Source organism: Limnochorda sp. LNt, from assembly GCF_035593265.1.
Taxonomy (GTDB): domain Bacteria; phylum Bacillota; class Limnochordia; order Limnochordales; family Geochordaceae; genus Geochorda; species Geochorda subterranea.
In genome coordinates this window covers 1926885-1947342 of the sequence record NZ_CP141614.1, presented here as the reverse complement: position 1 = coordinate 1947342, position 20458 = coordinate 1926885, and the positions used below count along the sequence as shown (strand labels likewise).

The window sequence follows — 20458 nt, the reverse complement described above, 5'->3', positions numbered from 1 at the left end:
GCTCAGAGGTACATGGCCTCCGCTACGCAGTGCAGCAGGGCCACGGGCAGCACCTTGAAGGCCTCGGCCCTGGCCACGCCTACCGCCTGGCCGTGCTCCCGGGCGCGCGTGTCGAAGTAGAGGCGATAGGACTCCAGCGTGGCGAGATCGAGCTGGCTCCGGTGGCAGGCAACGGCCTCCCACTTGCGCCGCCAGTCCTCCTCGTCGACCGCTACGTACTGGTTGGGGTGGGCCGTATGGTAGAAGGCGATGGCGACCAGGGGACGGGGCTGGGCCCCCCGGTCGACGGCAGCGTCGGCGTTGCCGACGGAGGCGAAGCCGTGCAGCAGAGCCGCCGCGGCCACCGCCCGCCCGCAGATCAGGTGGTCGGGGTGCGACTCGTAGGGCGTCCAGGGGTCGACCGTGAGGAGCAGGTCCGGCCGCAGCTCCCGGATGGCGCGGATGACGTCGAGACGGACCCGGTACTCGGAGTAGTCGCCGGCGTCGGGGTAGTCGAGCCAGCGAAGCTCCCGCACGCCCAGGATCCGAGCGGCCTGCTCCTGCTCCTGCCGGCGCAGCGCCGTCAGGCGGGTACGGTCGAGGCCCGGGTCAAGCGCACCGGCACTGCCGTCGGTCACGGTGAGGTAGTGGACCTCCGCGCCGAGGCGGGCCAGCCGGGCGACGGTGGCCCCGGCCCCGATGTCGGTGTCGTCCGGGTGGGGCTGCACGCACAGCACCCGTCGGCAGTCGTCGATGCGGGGCGGAGGCACCATCTGCCGGAGCAGCTCGAGCGTGGAGGCCATCGGCGCTCTCTCCTCGAGGGGCAAACTGGAGTGGTGCGGACGGGGGGAGTCGAACCCCCACGGGTCGCCCCAACGGATCCTAAGTCCGTCGCGTCTGCCGGTTCCGCCACGTCCGCACGGCCAGAGGTCCAGGGGGCCTTGTGGCTACCCGCGAGTATAGCAGGGGCGCGGGGCCAGGGGGAAGCACGCGTTGCCGTGCCCTACGTAACGGCTGGCTCCACCCGGAGCCCCTTCGCGTGAGCGGCGTAAGCCAGGGAGCGGTCGAGGGTCCAGAGCGCGCCGCCGGCCACCGTCGCGAGTTGCAAATAGGCTGCGTCGTACACCGAGAGGCCCTCCCCCAGGGCCATCTCCAAGCAGCTTCGCGGCTCCACCTCCCACGTCTCGAAGGCGAAGGCCTGGAGCGCCTCGAGGGCGTCGAGCGCTACTGCCCGGTCGATCCTGCTGCGCCGAGTAGCCACCCACAACACGTTGCCCACCTCGTACCAGAAGGTCGGTGGGACGAGTAGGGCAAAGGCGGGCTCAGCCACCGCCCGGTCCCGCAAGGCGAGCGACGGTCCCGTCTGCTCTCCGGGCAGGATCCAGGACAGGGCGGCCGAGGCATCCACCACGGCGCCGTGGATCATGTCCGCCCTTCTTCTCTCATCGACCGGAGCTCTTCGGCCGTGAACGTCGCCTGGATGCGGCGGCGTACCCGATCCATGTGGGCAGCTGCCCGCCGGCGGTCAGGAGCCTCCAGGACGCGGCGAGCCGCCTCCAGCATGAAGTCGGATAACGCCTGCCCCCGCAGACTTGCCGCGGCCTTGAGGCGGCGGTGGAGCTCTTCGTCGACGTAGACCGTGATTTTGCGGGCCATCGGCGTCACCTTCTGCAAGCCAGAGTAACGGCATAACGGCATGACGTCAACGGGCGCGGGTCGCGATGCAGCCGGTGCTGCCGGTCGGTGAGCCTCGCCAGCACGGGAGCCGGGTGCTGGTGGGTGAGCATCCCACCCCTTCGCGACAGACCGAGCTACATGCTATTGACACCTCCGTCGGGCCGTGCTACCATCCTTGCCAACAACCGATACCGAGGTCCCTTATCAAGAGCGGGCGAGAGACCGGCTCGATGACCCCCGGCAACCTGCAGCCCATCGGGCGGCAAGGTGCCAATCCCGGAGGATAAGAGGACGTGCGCGACCGTCCTCTCCCGGCCGACCGCCGGGCCGGCAGTCGGTGACGTCACGGCTGCGGGCTTCGCGGCGACGCCTAGCGCCGCCGAGCGCAGGGAGAGGTCTTTTGTGGTCCGTCCCTCTGAAGCGGTCTGCCCATTCGCGGACGCCCCTCCGGCCGGCACGTAAGGCCATGGGTGGTACCCGATTGCCATCCGCGGGTCTGCCCCTGTCCCGCCGGGGCTGTCGATGCGCCGGGCACGCCCGCCGTGCAACGGGGGGTTGTCTGCCATGGGTGTGGTGGGCCTGCGCTGTCGCGAATGCGGCAAGGCTTTTGCTGTATCCCCCAGCTATGCGTGCGACGAGTGCCTGGGTCCTCTCGAAGCGGTCTACGACCACGCGGGTGTCGACGCGGCGGCGCTCAAGGCTCGCATCGAGGCAGGCCCCAGGAGCATCTGGCGCTACGCGGATCTCCTGCCCGCGCCCTACGACCCCGACGCCGACCTGCAGGCCGGCTTGACGCCGCTGCTCCCCGCCCGGCGCCTGGGCGAGGCGCTGGGGCTGCGCCGGCTCTACATCAAGAACGACGCCCTCAACCCCACCTGGTCCTTCAAGGACCGGGTCGTCTCGGTGGCCCTGGCCGCGGCGCGCCGCTTCGGCTTCGAGGTGGCCGCCTGCGCCTCGACGGGCAACCTGGCCAACTCCGTCGCCGCCCACGCCGCCCGGGCCGGCATGGAGGCGTACGTCTTCATCCCCGCAGGACTGGAGCGGGCCAAGGTGGTCAACTCGGCCATCTACCACCCGACGGTGGTGGAGGTGGAGGGCACGTACGACGACGTCAACCGGCTGTGCGCGCAGATCGCCGACGAGTACCGGTGGGCCTTCGTCAACGTCAACCTGCGGCCCTTCTACTCCGAGGGGGCCAAGACGCTGGGCTTCGAGGTGGCCGAGCAGCTCGGGTGGCGCCTGCCGGACCACGTGGTGGTGCCCATCGCCTCCGGCAACTTGCTGGTCAAGATCGCCAAGGGCTTCGAGGAGCTGGCCTCGCTGGGGCTCGTCGAGCGCCGTCCCGTGCGCATCTCCGGCGCCCAGCCCGCCGGCTGCAACCCGGTGGCGAGGGCCTACCGGGCCGGGCAGGCCTGGGTGGACCCGGTGCGCCCCCAGACCATCGCCAGGAGCCTGGCCATCGGCAATCCGGCCGACGGCAAGTACGTGCTGGACGTCGTCCGAGCCTCGGGGGGCGCGGTGGGAGAGGCCACCGACGAGGAGATCGTGGATGCCATCGGTCTGCTGGCCCGTACCGAGGGCATCTTCACCGAGACGGCCGGTGGCACCACCATCGCCGTGCTGCGCCGACTGGCGCAGGAGGGGGTCATCGGCCCCGACGAGGTCGTGGTGGCCTACGTGACCGGCATGGGGCTCAAGACCCCGGAGGCGGCGGAGGAGGCGGCCGTCTCGTCGGTCCGGATCCCCGCCAGCTTGCGGGCCTTCGAGACGGCGGTGCTGGCCGACCACCGGGGCGGCACGCCACAACGGGCCCCCAGCGTGGTCACCGGCTGAAGGAACGGCGGTAGACTGCAGACGACGGGAGGCATCGACATCCATGGCCGTGACGGTGAGGATTCCCCAATTGCTGCGCAATCTGACCAACGGCGAGCGGGAGGTGCAGGTGGAGGCCACGACGCTGCGCGAGGCCATCGAGGCCCTGAACGCTCGCTACCCCGGCCTGCGCCAGCGCCTGCTGGACAGCGACGGCCAGCTGCTGCGCTACGTCAACCTCTTCGTCGACGACCAGGACGCCCGCCTGCTCTCCGGCCTCGACACCCCGCTCGCCCAGGGGGCGGAGGTCGCCATCGTGCCCGCCATGGCCGGCGGGTGTTGACCCTACCTCCTCGGCGGCCGCGGCGACCCTCCCCGTGCGGGGCCCGCCGACCGGCCGCCCCCGCTTCCCCCCGCTGAGTCGCATCGTCGATGCCCGTGACACGGGAGGGGTGGTCTTCGTGTACCTTGGCCAAGGTGAACGCTCGGGCCGGCGACGGCTGGTCTGGGGCGTGACGGTGGCGCTGATGGCCCTGGCGGGGATCGGGCCGGTCGCTTGGGCGGCCGCTGACGCCCAGCCGTCGGTGGCGCTGCCCGGGCCGCTGGTCGACGGTGCCTGGCTGGCCCGTCACCTGGGGACGCCGGGTCTGTTCGTGCTCGACGTGCGCACCGAGGACGGCCTCTTCGAGCGAGGCCACATCCCGGGTGCCGTCTACGTCAACCCCGGCCGGGATCTCATCGACCAGGAGCACCCGGTCGAGGGGATGGCCATCGGGCAGGCCCAGTTCGAGGCGCTGATGACCCGCCTCGGGATCCGCCGCACCGACACGGTCGTCCTCTACGACGACCAGCGCAGCCTGTGGGCGACCCGGGCCTACTGGGTCTTCAAGCTGTACGGGCATCCCTCGGTGGCCGTGCTGGACGGCGGCATCACCCGCTGGGAGCGGGAGCGCCGCCCGCTGGAGAAGGGGGCCACGGCGCAGGTCGCGGCGGTCGCGTCGGGCCAGGCGGCCTACCGGGCGACGCCGCCGGACCCCGCGCTGGTGGCGGGATACCAAGACGTCCAGCGCGCCATCGCAGAGGGCGCCGTCTGCGACGTGCGCTCCGCGCGGGAGTACGCAGGACTGGACGTGCGAGCCGCCCGGGGCGGCCACGTGCCCGGCGCGGTCAACGTCGAGTGGCTGCTGGCCACCAACGCCGACGGCACCTTCAAGTCCCGAGACGAGCTGCGGGCCCTGTACGCCCGGTTCGGCGTGGTGCCGCAAGGCGATCGCGAGATCATCGTCTACTGCCAGACGGGGGTGCGCGCCGCGCACACCTGGTTCGTGCTCAAGGAGCTGCTGGGCTATCCGGCCGTGCGGGTCTACGACGGCTCGTGGGCGGAGTGGGGCAACCGGCCCGACCTGCCGATCGAGCGCTGAGACCGCGCCGGCCGCTCGGGCCAGAGAGTGAGGTGAGCGAAGCATGGCCGTGATCGCAAGCACCCGCCCGGCCGTCCGGGGCGCCGGCGTCGTGGTGGGTGCGCTGGTGGCGGTGGGAGCCCTGGCCGTGGGGGTCGCCACCGCCCCCCTCGGCCGAGACTTCCCGCTGTTCTGGGCGTTCGGGCTGGCCTTCGGCTTCGTGCTGCAGCGCAGCCGCTTCTGCTTCGCATCGGCCTTCCGGGATCTCTTCCTCTTCGGCGGGTCAGCCACGCTCAAGGGCATCCTGGCGGGCATGGCGGTGGCGTCGGTGGGCTTCGCACTGCTGGAGTCCAAGATGGTGGCGCTGCCGGGCTTCGGGCTGCTGCCGCCGGAGGCGCACCTCTTCCCGCTGGGGTTGCACCTGGTGGTGGGCGGCGTGCTCTTCGGCATCGGCATGTCGCTGGCCGGGGGATGCGTGTCGGGGACGCTCTACCGCCTCGGGGAGGGCTACGCGGCCTCCTACGTCGCCCTGCTGGGCATCCTGGTGGGGCTGGGCCTGGCCGCCCACACCTGGGGCTTCTGGTGGGAGCGCACCATCTCCACCGGGCCGGTGGTCTGGCTGCCGGCCTACCTGGGCTACGGCGGCGCGCTGGCCGTGACGCTCGGAGCCCTGGCCGCCATCTGGATCGCCCTCGAGGTGTTCGAGGCCCGGCGGGGCTTCGGTGCGCCGGCCTTCCCGACCGCGGCGGTGCTGGGTGCGGGCGGCCAGGGCGGGCCGTCGTCCGGTGCTCTGTCGGGGCCGGCGCCGGTGGGCGAGGTGCTGCGGCAGCGCACGGCCGAGCTGGGCCGGCGGCTGTTTCGGGACGGCTGGCCGGTGCTGGTCGGCGGGCTGCTGCTGGGGGTCCTCAACGTCTACCTCTACACCGCTCACATGCCGTGGGGGGTGACGGGCGAGCTGTCGCGCTGGGCCGTCAAGCTGTACGCCCTGGTGGGCCTCGAGCCGGGGCCGCTGCCGGGCGCGGACCAGCTCCCCGGCTGCACGCTGACCCTGGGCGGCAGCACCCTCTTGAGCCACTCGCTGATGCTGGACGGGGGCATCGTCGTGGGCAGCCTGCTGGCGGCCTCGCTGGCCGGGGAGTTTCGCTGGCGGCTGCCGAGGCAGCGCCGCCGCTGGGCGCAGTCCGCGGTCGGCGGGGTGTTGATGGGGTACGGCGCGGCCATCGCCGGCGGGTGCACCATCGGGGCGCTCTTCTCGGCCATCCCGTCGCTGGGGCTCAACGGGTGGCTCTTTGGCGTGGCGCTGCTGGCCGGAGCGGCCCTGGGCACCCGCCTGGTGCGGCGCCTGGCGTGACGTGGCCGTGGGGGCTACCGCCGACGGTGGACCCCGGCGTCGGATACAATCGCGGTGCACGGAAAGGGGCGACCGGGATCGATGTTGCTGGACGTGCGGGGCGAGATCTGCCCTTATCCCATGCTCAAGGCCGTCGAGGCTCTGCCTCGCCTCCGTGACGGCGAGGCGCTGGAGGTGCTGACCGACCATGCCCCCGCCCTGCAGACCATCCCCGCCTACACCGGGCGGTTGGGCTATCAGACCCGCATCGAGGAGGTGAGCCCCGGCACCTGGAAGGTCGTGGTCTACCGGCCCGAGCCGGCCACGGCCAAGGGCGCGCCGGAGGCCCGTGGGGAGGAACCGGCATGAGCCCCCAGACCCTTTTGAGCTCGGAGCAGATGGAGCGCTACAGCCGCCAGGTGCTCCTGCAGGAGGTGGGCGTCGCCGGCCAGCGCAAGCTGCTCGACGCCAGGGTGCTCATCGTCGGGGCCGGCGGCCTGGGCTCCCCCGCCGCCCTCTACCTCGCGGCGGCGGGCGTCGGCGCCATCGGCATCGTCGACGGCGACCGGGTCGACCTGACCAACCTGCAGCGCCAGATCCTCCACTACACCCACGACGTGGGCCGGCCCAAGACGCAGTCGGCCCGACGCACCCTGGAGGACATCAACCCCGACGTCGAGGTGCGCACCTACCAGACCGTGCTCACCTCCGACAACGCGCTCGAGATCCTGCGGGACTACGACGTGATCGTCAACGGCTGCGACAACTTCCCCACCCGCTACCTGGTCAACGACGCTTGCGTCATGCTGGGCAAGCCCCTGGTCGACGCCAGCATCCTGCGCTGGGAGGGGCAGGCCACCACCTACCTGCCGGGGCGCGGCTGCTATCGCTGCCTCTTCCCGAGCCCGCCGCCACCGGGCAGCGTGCCGAGCTGCGCCGAGGCGGGCATCATCGGGGCGGTGGCGGGACTCTTCGGCACGCTGCAGGCCCTGGAGGCGGTCAAGATCATCCTGGGCGTGGGCGAGACGCTGGCCAATCGGCTGCTGCTGTGGGACGCGCTGACCGGTGAGATCCGCACCGTCCGCTGGCAGCGGGATCCCCACTGCCCGGTCTGCGGCGACCATCCCACCATCCGGGAGCTCATCGACTACGAGGAGTTCTGCGGGGTGCCGCAGCACGCCCGGCGCAGCGCCGCCGCGGCCGGCACGCCGGACGCCGCGGGCGGGCATGCTGGGCAGGACGGACACCCTGCCGAGGTCGAACCTCCCGAGGCGTGGGAGCGGCTCCGGTCCGGCCAGGCCGTGCTGGTGGACGTCCGGGAGCCGGCCGAGCGGGCCATCATGCGGATTCCCGACTCGCTGTTCATCCCGCTCGGGCAGCTGACCGAGCGCTCGGCGGAGCTCCCCCGGGATCGGGAGCTGATCCTCTACTGCGCGGTGGGCGAGCGCAGCGCCCGGGGCGCCCAGGCGCTGCGGCAGCAGGGCTTCAGCCGGGTGATCAACCTCAAGGGCGGCATCATCGCCTGGCTCAACCATCGCCTGCCGACCGAGCCCTGATGGGGGACGGGCCGGCGGGCGGGGCCGAGGAGAGGAGGCGCCCCCGATGGGCCCGGTGCACCAGGGCCAGCTGTACGTCGGCGGCCGGTGGGTCCCGACCCGGCAGACCCTGACGGTGCGACACAAGTACACGGGCGAGGCCATCGGCGTCGTCGGGCAGGCCGATGCCGGGCTGGTCGCCCGAGCCGTCGAGGCGGCCGCCCGGGCGGCGCCGGTCATGGCGGCCCTGCCGGCCCACCGGCGGGCCGCCATCCTGGCCCGGATCGCGGCCATCCTGCAGGAGCGCAAGGAGACCTTCGCCCGCACCATCGCCGCGGAGGCCGGCAAGGCGCTCAAGTACGCGCGGGTCGAGGTGGAGCGGGGCATCACCACCTTCACCATCGCCGCCGAAGAGGCACGCCGCATCCACGGCGAGACGGTGCCGCTCGACGCCGTGCCGGCGGGCGAGGGGTACTTCGGCTTCTTCGTGCGGCGTCCGGTGGGGGTGGTGGCGGCCATCACCCCCTTCAACTTCCCCCTCAACCTGGTGGCCCACAAGGTGGCCCCGGCGCTGGCGGCCGGCAACGCCGTGGTGCTCAAGCCTGCCAGCTACACGCCGCTGACGGCCGTCATGCTGTGCGAGGCGATGGAGGAGGCGGGGCTGCCGGAGGGGGCCATCGAGCTCGTGGTGGGGCCGGGCGCGACGGTGGGAGACCTGCTGGTGACGGACCCCCGGGTGGGGATGGTCACCTTCACCGGCAGCAGCGCGGTGGGCCGCGCCATCACCCAGAAGGCCGGCATCAAAAAGGTGACCCTCGAGCTGGGCAACACCTCACCCGTGGTGGTGGCATCCGACGCCGACCTGGATCTGGCGGCCCGGCGCTCGGCCGTGGGCGCCTTCTACAACTCCGGCCAGGTCTGCCTCTCGGTGCAGCGGATCTACGTGCAGCGCGCCGTCTACGAGCCCTTCCTGGAGCGGCTGGCCGAGGCCACGCGCGCCATGGCGGTGGGCGACCCGCTGCAGGAGGGCGTCGACGTGGGGCCCATGATCGACGTCGCCGAGGCCCGGCGCATCGAGACGTGGGTGCGCGAGGCGACCGAGGCGGGGGCCCGGGTGGTGGCCGGCGGGCGGCGAGAGGGCCCCGTCGTCTGGCCGACGCTCTTGACCGACGTGCGACCGGAGCTGCGCGTGGTGGCGCAGGAGGCCTTCGGCCCGGTGGCGTCGGTCATCCCCTTCGACCAGCTCGACGAGGGCCTGGCCATGGCCAATGCCACCGAGTACGGGCTGCAGGCCGGGATCTTCACCCGAGACCTGGGCGCCGTCCTGCGGGCTATCCGGGCGCTGGACTTCGGCGGCATCGTCGTCAACGACGCGCCCACCTTCCGGGCCGACCACATGCCCTACGGTGGCAACCGCCAAAGTGGCCTCGGCCGCGAGGGCGTGCGCTTCGCCATCGAGGAGATGACCAACGTGCAGATGGTCAGCATCCGCTGTCCGGATGGCGTGTGCTGAGCCAGGAGGCCGGCAGCACCCCTCACCTGCGACGCCATCGGCGTTGGGCGCCGATTGCCCTGGCGTTGGTCGGGGTGGCCTTGTTGGGATGGTTCGTCTACTCGTCCTGGTCTGCCGGCGTCGCCCGCGTCATCCGCGACGCGTCCCCGCCCGTGGTGGCGACAGCCGCGCTCGCGGGGCTGGCCAACCTGGTCCTCAAGGCCTTGCGCTGGCGGCAGATGCTCAAGTGGGCCCTCGGTCGCTCGCTGTCGTGGGGCAAGGCCCTGGCCATGGTACCGGTGGGGGTGGCTGCCGGGGCCGTCGCGCCGGGGCGTGCGGTCGACCTCGGCAAGCCGGCGCTCATGGCTACTGGAGAGGGCGTACGCTTCGGACAGGCCCTGGGCCTGACGCTTTGGGAGCGGCTCTACGATCTGGCGGCCTTGATGCTCCTGGCTGGTATCGCGGGCAGTGTGTGGACGGACGGCCGCCCCGATGCAGGCCTGGCTTTGCTGCGCTGGCTGTCTTACGCGGCAGCCGCGGCGGGCGCCATGGGCATGGGCGCCCTCATCTACCTGCCCGGTCCACTTGGGCCATGGAGCCGGCGTCTCCTCGGCAGTCTGCCTGCACCGAGCGCCGAGCTTCGAGCGGGAGTAGCCGGTCTGTCCATCCTCGCCCTCGGCCTTGAGGCCCTGCGGGCGGAGCTGGCAGCCGCGGCCCTCGGGTGGCGTGGCGGCGTCGGAGATGCCTCCGTCGCGTTCATGCTCGGCTCGCTCACGGGGGTCGCGTCCATGGTGCCAGGGGGCATGGGCATCTCTGAATGGTCGTCGGGGTTGCTGCTGAGCCACGCACTTGACCCCGCCGGTGGCATTTCCCCCGATGCAGCTGGTGTCGTTGTGCTGGACCGCCTCCTCGCCTACTATCTACCTTCCATCGCTGGAGGTATCCTGATGGCCACGTGGAGCACCCTCTTTCGGCGCCGAGAGACCGCGGTGCAATCGTCAGCGGTCGCGACCCGCCCGCAAGCGGCAAGGGCCGTTTCCGGGAGCGGTGAAGGCGGGGGCTCCGCGTGGGTGGTACTGCCCGCTTACAACGAGGCGTCCAACATCGGCCCCCTCATCGGCCGGATAGCGCTAGCCCTCGCTGGTACGCGCCATCACGTGGTGGTGGTCGACGACGGCAGCGTGGACGGGACGGGAGACGCTGCCCGTGAAGCTGCCGAGCGGCATGGATGCCCTGCCACCATCCTCCGGCATCCCACCAACCAGGGGCTTGCCCCGACGCTGCGCGATGGTTTGCAGTGGGCCGCCCAGCGGGCGCATCCCTCTGACGTCATCCTCTGTCTCGACGCGGACGACACGCAGGATCCGGCACAGGCTCCCGCCATGCTGGATCAGGTCTTCCGGGGATACGACGTCGTCATCGCGTCCCGGTACCGGGCCGGCGCGAGGGAGATTGGGGTTCCGTGGCTCCGCCGCTTGATGAGCCGGGTTGTCAACGGGTTGCTGCGTGTCGCGGTGCCGATCCGTGGAGTCCGTGACTACACGTCGGGCTACCGAGCATATCGAGCTGCCGTGTTGCAGGAGGCCTTCGCGCGATACGGCGACGCCCTCGTCGACGGAAGGACGTTTGCCTGCACAGCCCAACTGCTTCTGCACCTGGGCAGCCTGGGTGCACGAGTCAGCGAGATCCCCCTGGTCTTGCGCTACGACCGAAAACGGGGGACGAGCAAGATCCGGATCATCCCCACGGTGCTGGAGTACCTCCGCCTGATCGGGAGGCAGGGGCTTCGGCACCCTGCAACGATGCGCCGCCTGCTATGGGTCAGTGCACTCGTCTTGTTCGTGGTGCCCCTGGCAGCCCCCCTGACGGACGGAGACTCTCACTACTACGCCGAGATCGCGCAGCAGATGCTGCAAAGCCGTGATTGGGTGACGCCCCGCCACCCGGCTGCCCCGGATGCGATCGTCGACAAGCCGCCCCTGACCCTCTGGATGCTGGCCTTGAGCTTCAAACTCTTGGGCGTCAACGAACTGGCTGCCAGGCTGTGGCAGGTGCTCATGGGGCTCGGTCTGCTGTGGTTGACGGTCGACGTCGGACGACTGTACCTGCCGGAGCGGGTCGCCGTCCGGGCAGGGTGGGTGCTGCTGACGTCCACCCTCTTCTGGTACGCGGTCCTGGTCCCGCAGCAAGACGTCGCGACCGCCTTCTTCGCGACGCTGGCCTTCTGGGCGGTCCTGCAGTTCGAGGCCAGGCGGCACGTCGCGTTCGTTTACCTGGCCTGGGTGGCCCTGGCCGGGGAGATGCTGAGCCGTGGCCCCTTTGGCGTCGCACTGACCGCGGTCATCGTGGCTGCCTATGCCCTGCTGGGGCGGAGAAGCCCTGCGCAATTCGTGGGCTCGACTGCGCGTGCCGTGGCGCACACGCTCGGCGGTGCGTTACTCTTTGGCGTGCTCGGGCTGTCGTGGTTCGTGGTGGAGGCGTGGCGACTGGGTCCGTCTTTCGTGGAGGTTTTCTTCACAGGAGGGACGGCGCGGTTCTTCGCCGGCGCCCCCGCCGCCCAAGGACTTGCGCTCGTCCTCGGCTACGTACCGCTCCTGGCAGCCGCCTTCCTTCCCTGGAGCGGATGGCTTCCGGGAGCGCTGACGCAAGCGTTGCGCAAGGTGAGGCAGGAGGGCCCGTCGGCTCACCAGGCCGCGACGACGCGTACATTTGTCATCGTATGGGCGGTGATGGGCTTCCTGGCGTTGCATGCCATCGCCTGGAGGGTCATCCGATACTTGCTGCCCATCCTGCCGCCGATGGCCTTGCTGGTCGCAGAAGCCCTGGAGGAGGAGCGGAAGCCCACGCCGGCGGCGTCCAGCGCGCGCCCGGTGCCTCGGTCACGATGGGAGCGGACGGGGCACATCATGACCCTCGCGCTTCTCGCCCCGCTAGCCCTGGCGGGGCTGGCCCTACCGTGGCTGCCCTTGCCGAGTGAGACGGCCCATCTCCGCCCGCTGGCACAAGCCTTCCTCTCCGTATTCACGGCCGGCATCGTGTTATACTTGGGCCTCATCCGGCGAGGCGTGTCCGCTGCGGCCCGAGGCCTGGCCGTGATGGCCGTCGCGGCCTATCTGGCCCTGGGGGCGGCCCTGGTGAGCCACGGGGACGCGGCGTTTCCCAGACGACTCAGTGCACGAGAGGTCGTGATGAGCGAGGCTCGCCTTGACAGCCGCCCCCCGGGCTGTGTAGACTGCGCCTTGGAGCCGGCCGACGCAGGGCCGGCCCCGCGAGCGGATGTAGCTCAGCTGGTAGAGCATCGCCTTGCCATGGCGAGGGTCGCGGGTTCGAATCCCGTCATCCGCTCCATCTCCTCCCCGTCGCAAGTGGCGGCCTGGTCGGCCCGAGGTCGATCAGGCTGATTTTGCGTCTGGGGCCGGATGGCCACGACCCGCGGAAGGAGCCGCGCCGGTGAGCGTCAAGGCAACGATCCATCCCCTGGAAGGCAGCAAGGTCTCCCTCGAGGTGGAGGTGTCGGCTGACGAGGTGCGCCGCAGCATGGGCGAGGCCTACCGGCGCCTGGCGCAACGGGTCCGGGTGCCTGGCTTTCGCCCGGGTCGGGTGCCGCCCGAGGTGCTGCGGGCGCGGCTGGGGCTGCAGCCCGTCTACGACGAGGCCCTGGACATCCTGCTCCCCCAGGCCTACCGTGAGGCCGTGCAGCAAAGCGGCCTCGAGCCCGTCGAGGACCCCCGGGTCGACATCGTGCAGATGGAAGAGGACAAACCCCTCGTCTTCAAGGCCGAGGTGACGGTTAAGCCCGAGGTCACCCTGGGTACGTATAGAGGGGTGAAGGTCGAGCGGGTCGTCCGCCGGGTCAGCGACGGCGACGTCGACCGGGTGCTGCGCCGGCTGCAGGAGCAACTGGCCGTGCTGGAGCCGGTGGACCGGCCCGTCCAGCGGGGGCTCTACGTCGAGGTGGACTACGACGCTCTCCTCGACGGGCGACCCTTCAGGGGCGGGGCGGCTCGGGGGCGGACGCTGGAGGTGGGCTCCGAGCAGGTGCTGCCGGGCTTCGACGCCGCCATCGAGGGGATGCGCCCCGGCGAGCAGCGCCAGTTCGAGCTCGACGTACCCGCCGATTACCCGGTCAAGGACCTGGCGGGCAAGCGCCTGGCCTTCACCGTCACCGTCCAGGCGGTCAAGGCCAAGCGCCTGCCGGCCGTCGACGAGCTGGCGCAGCAGGTGGGCGGGTACGCCGACCTGGGCGAGCTCAAGGCGGCCATCCGCCGCAGCCTGGAGGCCTCGGCCGACCGCAAGGGGCGGGCCGAGCTGAGCCGGCGGGTGGTCGAGCGGGTGGCGCAGGAGGCCAGGGTCGAAGTGCCCGAGCCCATGCTACGGCGGAGGACCGACCGGCTGCTGCGGGACCTGGCCGAGCGCCTCGCGGCCCAGGGCCTGACGGTGGAGCGCTACCTGGAGCTGACGGGGCGCAGCGCCGCCGAGCTGGTGCAGAGCCTGGAGCCCGAGGCGCGCCGGCAGCTGACCGAGGAGCTGGTGCTCGACGCGGTCGCCCGCCAGGAGTCCATCGAGCCGGATCCCGACGAGGTGGAGCGGCGCGTCGAGGAGATGATGGGGGCCATCCGGGGCGGCGGCGACGCCGGGCCCGTCTCGGAGCGGCGCCGCCGACAGGAGCGGGCCCGCCAGCAGCAGCTGGCGGAGGAGCTGCGAGAGTCGGTGCGCATCGGCCTGCGCCGGGATCGCACGGTGGCCTGGCTGGTGGAGCAGGCCGAGGTGACCGAGCGCGAGGAGGAGGGGCTCGGTGAGGACGAGTCCGCCGAGCTGGCGGCCGTGCTGGAGGTGCAGCAGCCGGCCAGGAGCGAGCCGGTGCCCTCCGAGGCCCACGCCGAGCTGCATGAGGGATAATGGAGCGGTGACGCTGCAGGCGACCCCATCACGGAAGGTGGGAGGACCGACATGGTGACCAACCAGCTGGTACCCATCGTCGTGGAGCAGACGCCTCGGGGCGAACGGGCCTACGACATCTACTCGCGCCTGCTCAAGGAGCGCATCATCTTCATCGGCGGCCCCATCGACGACTACGTGGCCAACCTGGTCATCGCCCAGATGCTCTTCTTGCAGTCGGAGGACCCGGAGAAGGACATCTCGCTGTACATCAACAGCCCCGGCGGGCTGGTCTACGCGGGGCTGGCCATCTACGACACCATGCAGTACGTCAAGAACGTCTCCACCATCTGCATCGGCATGGCGGCCAGCATGGCGGCCCTGCTGCTGGCGGCGGGCCAGAAGGGCAAGCGCTACGCGCTGCCCTACTCGCGGGTCATGATCCACCAGCCGATGGGCGGTGTGCGGGGGCAGGCCACCGAGATCGAGATCGAGGCCCGGGAGATCCTGCGCCTCAAGCAGATCGGCAACGAGATCCTGAGCAGGCACACCGGTCAGCCCATGGAGCGTATCGAGAAGGACACCGACCGCAACTTCTACATGTCGGCCGAGGAGGCCCGGGAGTACGGGATCGTGGACGAGATCCTCAAGGAGCCGGCTCGGCCCGCCAAGCGCTAGGACCGATCCGGGCCCGCGGGGGGCGGCATAGTGGGCATGATGAAGTTCACCGACGAGAAGGCGCAGCTGAAGTGTTCGTTTTGCGGCAAGTCGCAGGAGCAGGTCAAGAAGCTCATCGCGGGCCCGGGCGTCTACATCTGCGACGAGTGCGTGGAGCTGTGCAACGAGATCATCGACGACCAGGGAGCCGAGGAGATCGACGCCCAGCTCGGCACGTTGCCCAAGCCGGCCGAGATCAAGGGCATCCTGGATCAGTACGTCATCGGCCAGGAGCACGCCAAGAAGGTGCTCTCGGTGGCCGTCTACAACCACTACAAGCGCATCAACTCCGGCATGCGGGCCGATGACGTGGAGCTGCAGAAGAGCAACATCCTCCTCCTGGGCCCCACGGGCTCGGGCAAGACGCTGCTGGCCCAGACGCTGGCTCGCATCCTCAACGTGCCCTTCGCCATCGCCGACGCCACGTCGCTGACCGAGGCCGGCTACGTGGGCGAGGACGTGGAGAACGTCCTGCTGCGCCTCGTCCAGAACGCCGACTACGACGTGGAGCGGGCCGAGCGCGGCATCATCTACATCGACGAGGTCGACAAGATCGCCCGCAAGTCGGAGAACCCCTCCATCACCCGGGACGTCTCGGGCGAGGGCGTGCAGCAGGCCCTGCTCAAGATCCTGGAGGGCACGGTGGCCAGCGTGCCGCCGCAGGGCGGGCGCAAGCACCCTCACCAGGAGTTCATCCAGATCGACACCACCAACATCCTGTTCATCTGCGGCGGGGCCTTCGAGAGCCTGGAGAAGATCATCGAGAACCGCATCCGCCAGAAGACCATGGGCTTCGGCGCCACCATCCAGCGCAAGCAGGAGCGCCAGATCGGCGACATCCTGCGCCAGGTGATGCCGGAGGACCTGCTCAAGTTCGGCATGATCCCCGAGTTCATCGGCCGGCTCCCCATCGTGGTGGCTCTCGATGCGCTGGCCGAGGACGACATGATGCGCATCCTGACGGAGCCCAAGAACGCCCTCATCAAGCAGTACAAGAAGCTGCTGGAGATGGACGGGGTGGAGCTGGAGTTCACCGAGGATGCCATCCGCGCCATCGCCCGCAAGGCCATGGAGCGCAAGAGCGGCGCCCGGGGTCTGCGCTCCATCATCGAGGAGATCATGCTCGACGTCATGTTCGACGTGCCCTCGGCCGGCGACGTCAAGAAGTGCACCGTGACGGCCGAGGTGGTGGAGCGGGGGGTGGCGCCCCGCCTGATCCGGGTGGACCGCCCGGCCGCCAGTGCCCCTCGCGCCCGCAAACGAGAGGAGAGCGCCTGAGGCTCTCCCCCAGGTCCGTCCGACGCCCCGATGTGTTAGACCTTCCGTCCCGCGGCATACTAGCCACAGGCTGGAAGCCGGCCCGGCGCCCCAGGGGCCAGCCCCCGGGCGCCGGCCGCGGGGGAAGGGTCGCGCATGTCGGATCTCCTGGCGGTCTTCGCCCTGCTCAACTTCTTCTTCGCCGCCGTCGTCGGGCTGTACTTCTTCAACCTGCTGCGGGCCCAGCAGGTCAACCGCTCGGCCATCGAGCGCGAGTCGCGGCGGGAGATGGAGCGCCTGCGCCGGTTGCGGTCCATCTCGCTGACCGAGCCGCTGGCCGCCAAGACACGCCCCAGCTCCTTCGAGGAGATCGTGGGGCAGGAGGAGGGCGTCCGGGCCCTGCGGGCGGCCCTGTGTGGGCCCAACCCGCAGCACGTCATCATCTACGGGCCGCCGGGCGTGGGCAAGACCGCGGCGGCGCGGCTGGTGCTGGAGGAGGCCAAGCGCAACCCCCTCTCCCCCTTCAAGGCCGACGCCCGCTTCGTGGAGGTGGACGCCACCGCGTCGCGCTTCGACGACCGGGGCATCGCCGACCCCCTGTTGGGCTCGGTGCACGACCCCATCTACCAGGGGGCGGGCCCCATGGGCATCGCCGGCATCCCGCAGCCCAAGCCGGGGGCCGTCACCAAGGCGCACGGCGGCATCCTCTTCATCGACGAGCTCGGCGAGCTGCACCCCATCCAGCTCAACCGCCTGCTCAAGGTGCTGGAGGACCGGCGGGTCTACTTCGAGAGCGCCTACTACTCCAGCGAGGATACCAACATCCCGGCCCACATCCACGACATCTTCCAAAACGGGCTGCCGGCCGACTTCCGGCTGGTGGGGGCCACCACCCGGCTGCCCGAGGAGATCTCGCCGGCCATCCGCTCCCGCTGCCTCGAGGTCTTCTTCAAGCCGCTGACGCCCGAGCAGATCGGCCGCATCGCCCGGGGCGCCGCCGAGAAGGTGGGGCTGCCCATGGACGAGGCGGCGGTCGAGGTGGTCCAGCGCTACGCCGCCAACGGCCGGGAAGCGGTCAACATGGTGCAGGTGGCGGCGGGGCTGGTCATCTCCGAGGGGCGCAAGGCCATCACCGCCGCGGATCTCGAGTGGGTGGTCAACAACGGGCAGTACTCGCCGCGGCCCCACGTGACCGTGCGGCGGGAGCCGGCGGTGGGACTGGTCTACGGGTTGGCGGTCTGGGGCCCCAACTCGGGGATGGTGGTGGAGATCGAGGCGACGGCACGCCCGGCGGCCACGCCCGGCGGCGGCCGGCTGACGGTGACGGGCGTGACCGAGGAGGAGGAGCTGGGAGGCCCGGGCCACACGCTGCGCCGCAAGAGCCTGGCCAGAAGCTCCGTCGAGGTGCTCCAGACGGTGTTGGAGCACCAGTTCGGCGTGCCGGTGCGGGCGCACGACGTGCACATCAACTTCCCTGGCGGCGCGCCCGTCGACGGGCCGTCGGCGGGGGCGGCCATGGCGGTGGCCGCCTACTCGGCCGTGGCGGGGCGACCCGTGCGGCCCGGCATCGCCATCACCGGGGAGCTGTCGGTGCGGGGGCTCATCCGGCCCGTCGGCGGCATCGTCCCCAAGGTGGAGGCGGCCCGTCGCAACGGCATCCGCACCATCCTCATTCCCCGGGAAAACCACCTGGCCATCCTGCAGCAGCTCGAGGGCATCGAGGTGGTGGCGGTCGAGCACCTGCGGGAGGTGGTCGAGCGGGCGGTGGAGGCCGCCGTGCCCGAGCCGGTGGAGGCCCGTCGGGACGGCGTTTTGACGGCCTGCTCCGGCACGGGGTAAGATGAGGGCGACTCCGCCGGGCATCGACGACGAGGCGACGCCCGACGGGAGGCAGGGGGTGTGGCCGGTGGGGGAGGAGCCCGGGCGGGTGTTGCACCTGCCCCTGCTCGCGTTGCGGGGGATGGTCGTCTTCCCTCACATGGCGGCGTCCCTGGAGATCGGACGGCCCCGGTCGGTGGCCGCCGTCGAGGAGGCCGCCGGCCAGTCACCGCCGCTTTTGATGCTGACCGCTCAGCGCGACCCCCACCTGGTGGAGCCTTCGCCAGCCGACATCTACGAGGTGGGCACCGTGGCCCGGGTCGACCAGGTGCTGCGGGTGGCCGGCGGACGCCTGCGGGTGACGGTCGAGGGACTCTTTCGGGCGCGCATCACCGCCTTCGCCGGGGTGGAGCCGCGCATGCGGGTGAGGGCCGTGCCGCTGGACGCGGACGGTGCCGCCCCGTGGGCGAGCCAGCCGCAGGCCGCGGCCCACCGGCGCTCGCTGGTCGATGCGCTGCTGACCTCCCTGGAGGAGTACTCGCGCCTCGGCGGCCAGCCCTGGCCCGAGCTGGCCCTGTCGCTGGCGCGGGCCGCCTCGCCGGAGCGGCTGTGCGACGTGGTGGCCGCCCAGCTCGCGTTGCCCTTCGAGGAGAAGCAGATGCTGCTGGAGTCGTCGGGGGGCGTCGAGAGCCTGGAGCGGCTGCTGGCGCTGCTGCACCGCGAGATCGAGCTGCTGCTGGCGCAACCCCGTGGCGGGCGTGGGCGGGCGCCGGGCGAGCCCGGCCGGGAGCCGGCGGGCCGTGCCGCCGTCAGGGCGGTCGCCCGGGAAGCGGTGGAGCGGGAGGGAGAGGGCGAGCGCGGCTCCGAGTTGGAGGAGCTGCGCCGGCGCATCCGCCAGGCGGGGCTGCCCGAGGGCGTGCAGGCCAGGGCGGAGCACGAGGTGGCACGCCTGGAGAAGATGCCACCGCTGGCCGCCGAGGCCGTGGTGGTGCGCACTTACCTCGACTGGCTGCTGGCCCTGCCGTGGAGCGCCCGCACCACGGACCGGCTGGACCTCGAGGCGGCCGAGCGCGTCCTGGACGAGGACCACTACGGGCTCGAGCAGGTCAAGGAGCGGGTGCTGGAGTTTTTGGCGGTGCGGCAGCTGGCGCGGGAGCGGGCTCGCGCCACCATCCTCTGCCTCATCGGGCCACCGGGCGTCGGCAAGACGTCGCTGGCGCGGTCGGTGGCGCGGGCGCTGGAGCGGCGGTTGGTGCGGATCAGCCTGGGTGGGGTGCGCGACGAGGCCGAGATCCGGGGGCACCGGCGCACCTACGTGGGCGCCATGCCGGGCAAGATCGTGCAGGCCATGCGCCAGGCCGGTGTGCGCAACCCGGTGCTGCTGCTCGACGAGGTCGACAAGCTCAGCTCCGACTTCAGGGGCGACCCTGCCGCCGCGCTGCTCGAGGTGCTGGACCCGGAGCAGAATCACGCCTTCGCCGATCACTACCTCGAGGTGCCCTTCGACCTGTCGGACGTGCTGTTCATCACCACCGGCAACGTGCTGCAGGCCATCCCGCGGCCGTTGCGCGACCGCATGGAGACCATCACCATCCCCGGCTACACCGAGGCCGAGAAGGTGCAGATCGCGGTGCGCCACCTCATCCCCCGCCAGCGCCAGGCTCACGGGCTGTCGGAGGCCCACCTGTCGGTGGCGCCGGGTGCCGTGGCGGCCATCATCCGCGGCTACACGCGGGAGGCGGGGGTGCGGGAGCTGGAGCGCCAGATCGCCACCCTGTGCCGCAAGACGGCCCGCCGGGTGGTCAAGGAGCCCGAGACGCGGGTGCGGGTGAGCGCGTCGAGCCTGGCGCGGTGGCTGGGGCCTCCCCGCTACCACGACTCCCACACCGAGGGGGAGGACCGCGTGGGCCTGGCCCTGGGCCTGGCCTACACCGAGTGGGGTGGCGATCTGCTGGCCATCGAGGTGGCGGTGGTGCCGGGCCGGGGCAAGCTGTGGCTGACGGGCAAGCTGGGCGAGGTGATGCGGGAGTCGGCCCAGGCCTCCTACAGCTACGTCCGCTCCAGGGCCCGGCAGCTGGGCGTCGATCCCGGCTTCTACGAGCGGGTCGACATCCACGTGCACGTCCCCGAGGGTGCCATCCCCAAGGACGGCCCCTCGGCGGGCATCACCATGGCGGTGGCGCTGGTATCGGCGTTGCTGGGGCGGCCGGTGCGCCGTGACGTGGCCATGACGGGCGAGATCACGCTGCAGGGGCGGGTGCTGCCCGTGGGCGGGCTCAAGGAGAAGGTGCTGGCCGCCCATCGCTATGGCATCCGTCACCTGGTGCTGCCACGGGACAACCTCCAGGACCTCGACGAGGTGCCCGTGGCGGTGCGCCGGCAGCTGGAGGTGCACCCCGTCGCTCACATGGACGAGGTGCTGCGCCTCGCCTTCGCCGACATGGTGGCCTCCAGCCTGCCGCAGACCCCGGTGCCGTACGCGGGCGTAGACGAGCTGCCGGCCGACGAGACCGACATGGGCGGCGAGCAGGCGTGGCCGGAGCCCGCCTGAGACGAGACCGGC

Annotated in this window: 15 protein-coding genes, 2 tRNA genes, 1 pseudogene and 1 riboswitch; of the genes and pseudogenes, 14 read left to right on the top strand and 4 right to left on the bottom strand. The window is 71.4% G+C overall.

What is annotated here, in order from left to right:
• Positions 1 to 2: 2 nt before the first annotated feature.
• The 4 genes from VLY81_RS09320 to VLY81_RS09305 form a co-directional block, all read right to left on the bottom strand.
• Positions 3 to 782, bottom strand: a complete 780-nt coding sequence (locus tag VLY81_RS09320; protein ID WP_324667891.1) for a PIG-L deacetylase family protein — start codon at positions 780 to 782, stop codon at positions 3 to 5.
• A 31-nt stretch (positions 783 to 813) separates the two neighbouring features.
• Positions 814 to 898: transfer RNA gene (locus VLY81_RS09315), tRNA-Leu, on the bottom strand.
• An 84-nt stretch (positions 899 to 982) separates the two neighbouring features.
• The gene (locus VLY81_RS09310) at positions 983 to 1405 is read right to left on the bottom strand and encodes a type II toxin-antitoxin system VapC family toxin (RefSeq protein ID WP_324667890.1); all 423 of its coding nucleotides are present in this window, start codon (positions 1403 to 1405) and stop codon (positions 983 to 985) included.
• Positions 1402 to 1635, bottom strand: coding sequence for a type II toxin -antitoxin system TacA 1-like antitoxin (locus VLY81_RS09305; RefSeq protein WP_324667889.1), 234 nt, complete (start codon positions 1633 to 1635; stop codon positions 1402 to 1404). The genes VLY81_RS09310 and VLY81_RS09305 overlap by 4 nt, the downstream gene beginning before the upstream one ends.
• A 219-nt stretch (positions 1636 to 1854) precedes the next feature.
• A riboswitch (SAM riboswitch) is annotated at positions 1855 to 1946 on the top strand.
• 274 nt (positions 1947 to 2220) lie between these two features.
• Here VLY81_RS09305 and thrC point away from each other — a divergent pair.
• The 14 genes and pseudogenes from thrC to lon all read left to right on the top strand — a co-directional run bounded on the left by thrC (position 2221) and on the right by lon (position 20446).
• On the top strand, positions 2221 to 3489 hold the full coding sequence (gene thrC, locus VLY81_RS09300; RefSeq protein ID WP_324667888.1) for a threonine synthase: 1269 nt from the start codon (positions 2221 to 2223) through the stop codon (positions 3487 to 3489).
• Between the two features lie 43 nt (positions 3490 to 3532).
• The gene (locus tag VLY81_RS09295) at positions 3533 to 3811 is read left to right on the top strand and encodes a MoaD/ThiS family protein (protein WP_324667887.1); all 279 of its coding nucleotides are present in this window, start codon (positions 3533 to 3535) and stop codon (positions 3809 to 3811) included.
• Positions 3812 to 3929: 118 nt separating this feature from the next.
• Entirely contained in the window at positions 3930 to 4889 is a 960-nt protein-coding gene (locus VLY81_RS09290; RefSeq protein WP_324667886.1) for a sulfurtransferase, read from the top strand.
• 43 nt (positions 4890 to 4932) lie between these two features.
• Positions 4933 to 6219: a YeeE/YedE family protein gene (locus VLY81_RS09285; protein WP_324667885.1), complete on the top strand. Its 1287-nt coding sequence runs from the start codon at positions 4933 to 4935 to the stop codon at positions 6217 to 6219.
• 81 nt (positions 6220 to 6300) lie between these two features.
• A complete protein-coding gene (locus VLY81_RS09280) occupies positions 6301 to 6567 on the top strand; it encodes a sulfurtransferase TusA family protein (RefSeq protein ID WP_324667884.1) in 267 nt (88 codons plus the stop codon).
• Complete coding sequence (moeB, locus tag VLY81_RS09275; RefSeq protein WP_324667883.1) at positions 6564 to 7754, top strand: molybdopterin-synthase adenylyltransferase MoeB; 1191 nt, start codon at positions 6564 to 6566, stop codon at positions 7752 to 7754. The genes VLY81_RS09280 and moeB overlap by 4 nt, the downstream gene beginning before the upstream one ends.
• 46 nt (positions 7755 to 7800) lie before the next feature.
• Positions 7801 to 9246, top strand: a complete 1446-nt coding sequence (locus tag VLY81_RS09270) for an aldehyde dehydrogenase family protein (protein ID WP_324667882.1) — start codon at positions 7801 to 7803, stop codon at positions 9244 to 9246.
• Positions 9240 to 11594: pseudogene (locus tag VLY81_RS14695) on the top strand (lysylphosphatidylglycerol synthase domain-containing protein); the annotation flags it as partial. The gene VLY81_RS09270 and the pseudogene VLY81_RS14695, both read left to right, overlap by 7 nt.
• A 903-nt stretch (positions 11595 to 12497) precedes the next feature.
• A tRNA-Gly gene (locus tag VLY81_RS09265) sits at positions 12498 to 12573 on the top strand.
• Between the two features lie 102 nt (positions 12574 to 12675).
• A complete protein-coding gene (gene tig / locus VLY81_RS09260; protein WP_324667881.1) occupies positions 12676 to 14124 on the top strand; it encodes a trigger factor in 1449 nt (482 codons plus the stop codon).
• Positions 14125 to 14175: 51 nt separating this feature from the next.
• Entirely contained in the window at positions 14176 to 14781 is a 606-nt protein-coding gene (gene clpP, locus VLY81_RS09255) for an ATP-dependent Clp endopeptidase proteolytic subunit ClpP (protein ID WP_324667880.1), read from the top strand.
• A gap of 36 nt (positions 14782 to 14817) precedes the next feature.
• Positions 14818 to 16098 (top strand): ATP-dependent Clp protease ATP-binding subunit ClpX, encoded by a 1281-nt coding sequence (gene clpX, locus VLY81_RS09250; RefSeq protein ID WP_324670379.1) that lies wholly within the window; start codon positions 14818 to 14820, stop codon positions 16096 to 16098.
• Between the two features lie 135 nt (positions 16099 to 16233).
• Complete coding sequence (gene lonB, locus VLY81_RS09245; protein WP_324667879.1) at positions 16234 to 17916, top strand: ATP-dependent protease LonB; 1683 nt, start codon at positions 16234 to 16236, stop codon at positions 17914 to 17916.
• Between the two features lies 1 nt (position 17917).
• Positions 17918 to 20446 (top strand): endopeptidase La, encoded by a 2529-nt coding sequence (lon, locus tag VLY81_RS09240; protein WP_324667878.1) that lies wholly within the window; start codon positions 17918 to 17920, stop codon positions 20444 to 20446.
• The last annotated feature ends 12 nt before the right edge of the window (positions 20447 to 20458 follow it).

Excerpts from the sequence above, each read along its gene's own strand:
- VLY81_RS09320 (WP_324667891.1), bottom strand. The coding sequence starts at position 782 with ATGGCCTCCACGCTCGAGCTGCTCCGGCAGATGGTGCCTCCGCCCCGC.
- VLY81_RS09310 (WP_324667890.1), bottom strand. The coding sequence starts at position 1,405 with ATGATCCACGGCGCCGTGGTGGATGCCTCGGCCGCCCTGTCCTGGATC.
- VLY81_RS09305 (WP_324667889.1), bottom strand. The coding sequence starts at position 1,635 with ATGGCCCGCAAAATCACGGTCTACGTCGACGAAGAGCTCCACCGCCGC.
- thrC (WP_324667888.1), top strand. The coding sequence starts at position 2,221 with ATGGGTGTGGTGGGCCTGCGCTGTCGCGAATGCGGCAAGGCTTTTGCT.
- VLY81_RS09295 (WP_324667887.1), top strand. The coding sequence starts at position 3,533 with ATGGCCGTGACGGTGAGGATTCCCCAATTGCTGCGCAATCTGACCAAC.
- VLY81_RS09285 (WP_324667885.1), top strand. The coding sequence starts at position 4,933 with ATGGCCGTGATCGCAAGCACCCGCCCGGCCGTCCGGGGCGCCGGCGTC.
- VLY81_RS09280 (WP_324667884.1), top strand. The coding sequence starts at position 6,301 with ATGTTGCTGGACGTGCGGGGCGAGATCTGCCCTTATCCCATGCTCAAG.
- moeB (WP_324667883.1), top strand. The coding sequence starts at position 6,564 with ATGAGCCCCCAGACCCTTTTGAGCTCGGAGCAGATGGAGCGCTACAGC.
- VLY81_RS09270 (WP_324667882.1), top strand. The coding sequence starts at position 7,801 with ATGGGCCCGGTGCACCAGGGCCAGCTGTACGTCGGCGGCCGGTGGGTC.
- clpP (WP_324667880.1), top strand. The coding sequence starts at position 14,176 with ATGGTGACCAACCAGCTGGTACCCATCGTCGTGGAGCAGACGCCTCGG.
- clpX (WP_324670379.1), top strand. The coding sequence starts at position 14,818 with ATGATGAAGTTCACCGACGAGAAGGCGCAGCTGAAGTGTTCGTTTTGC.
- lonB (WP_324667879.1), top strand. The coding sequence starts at position 16,234 with ATGTCGGATCTCCTGGCGGTCTTCGCCCTGCTCAACTTCTTCTTCGCC.
- lon (WP_324667878.1), top strand. The coding sequence starts at position 17,918 with ATGAGGGCGACTCCGCCGGGCATCGACGACGAGGCGACGCCCGACGGG.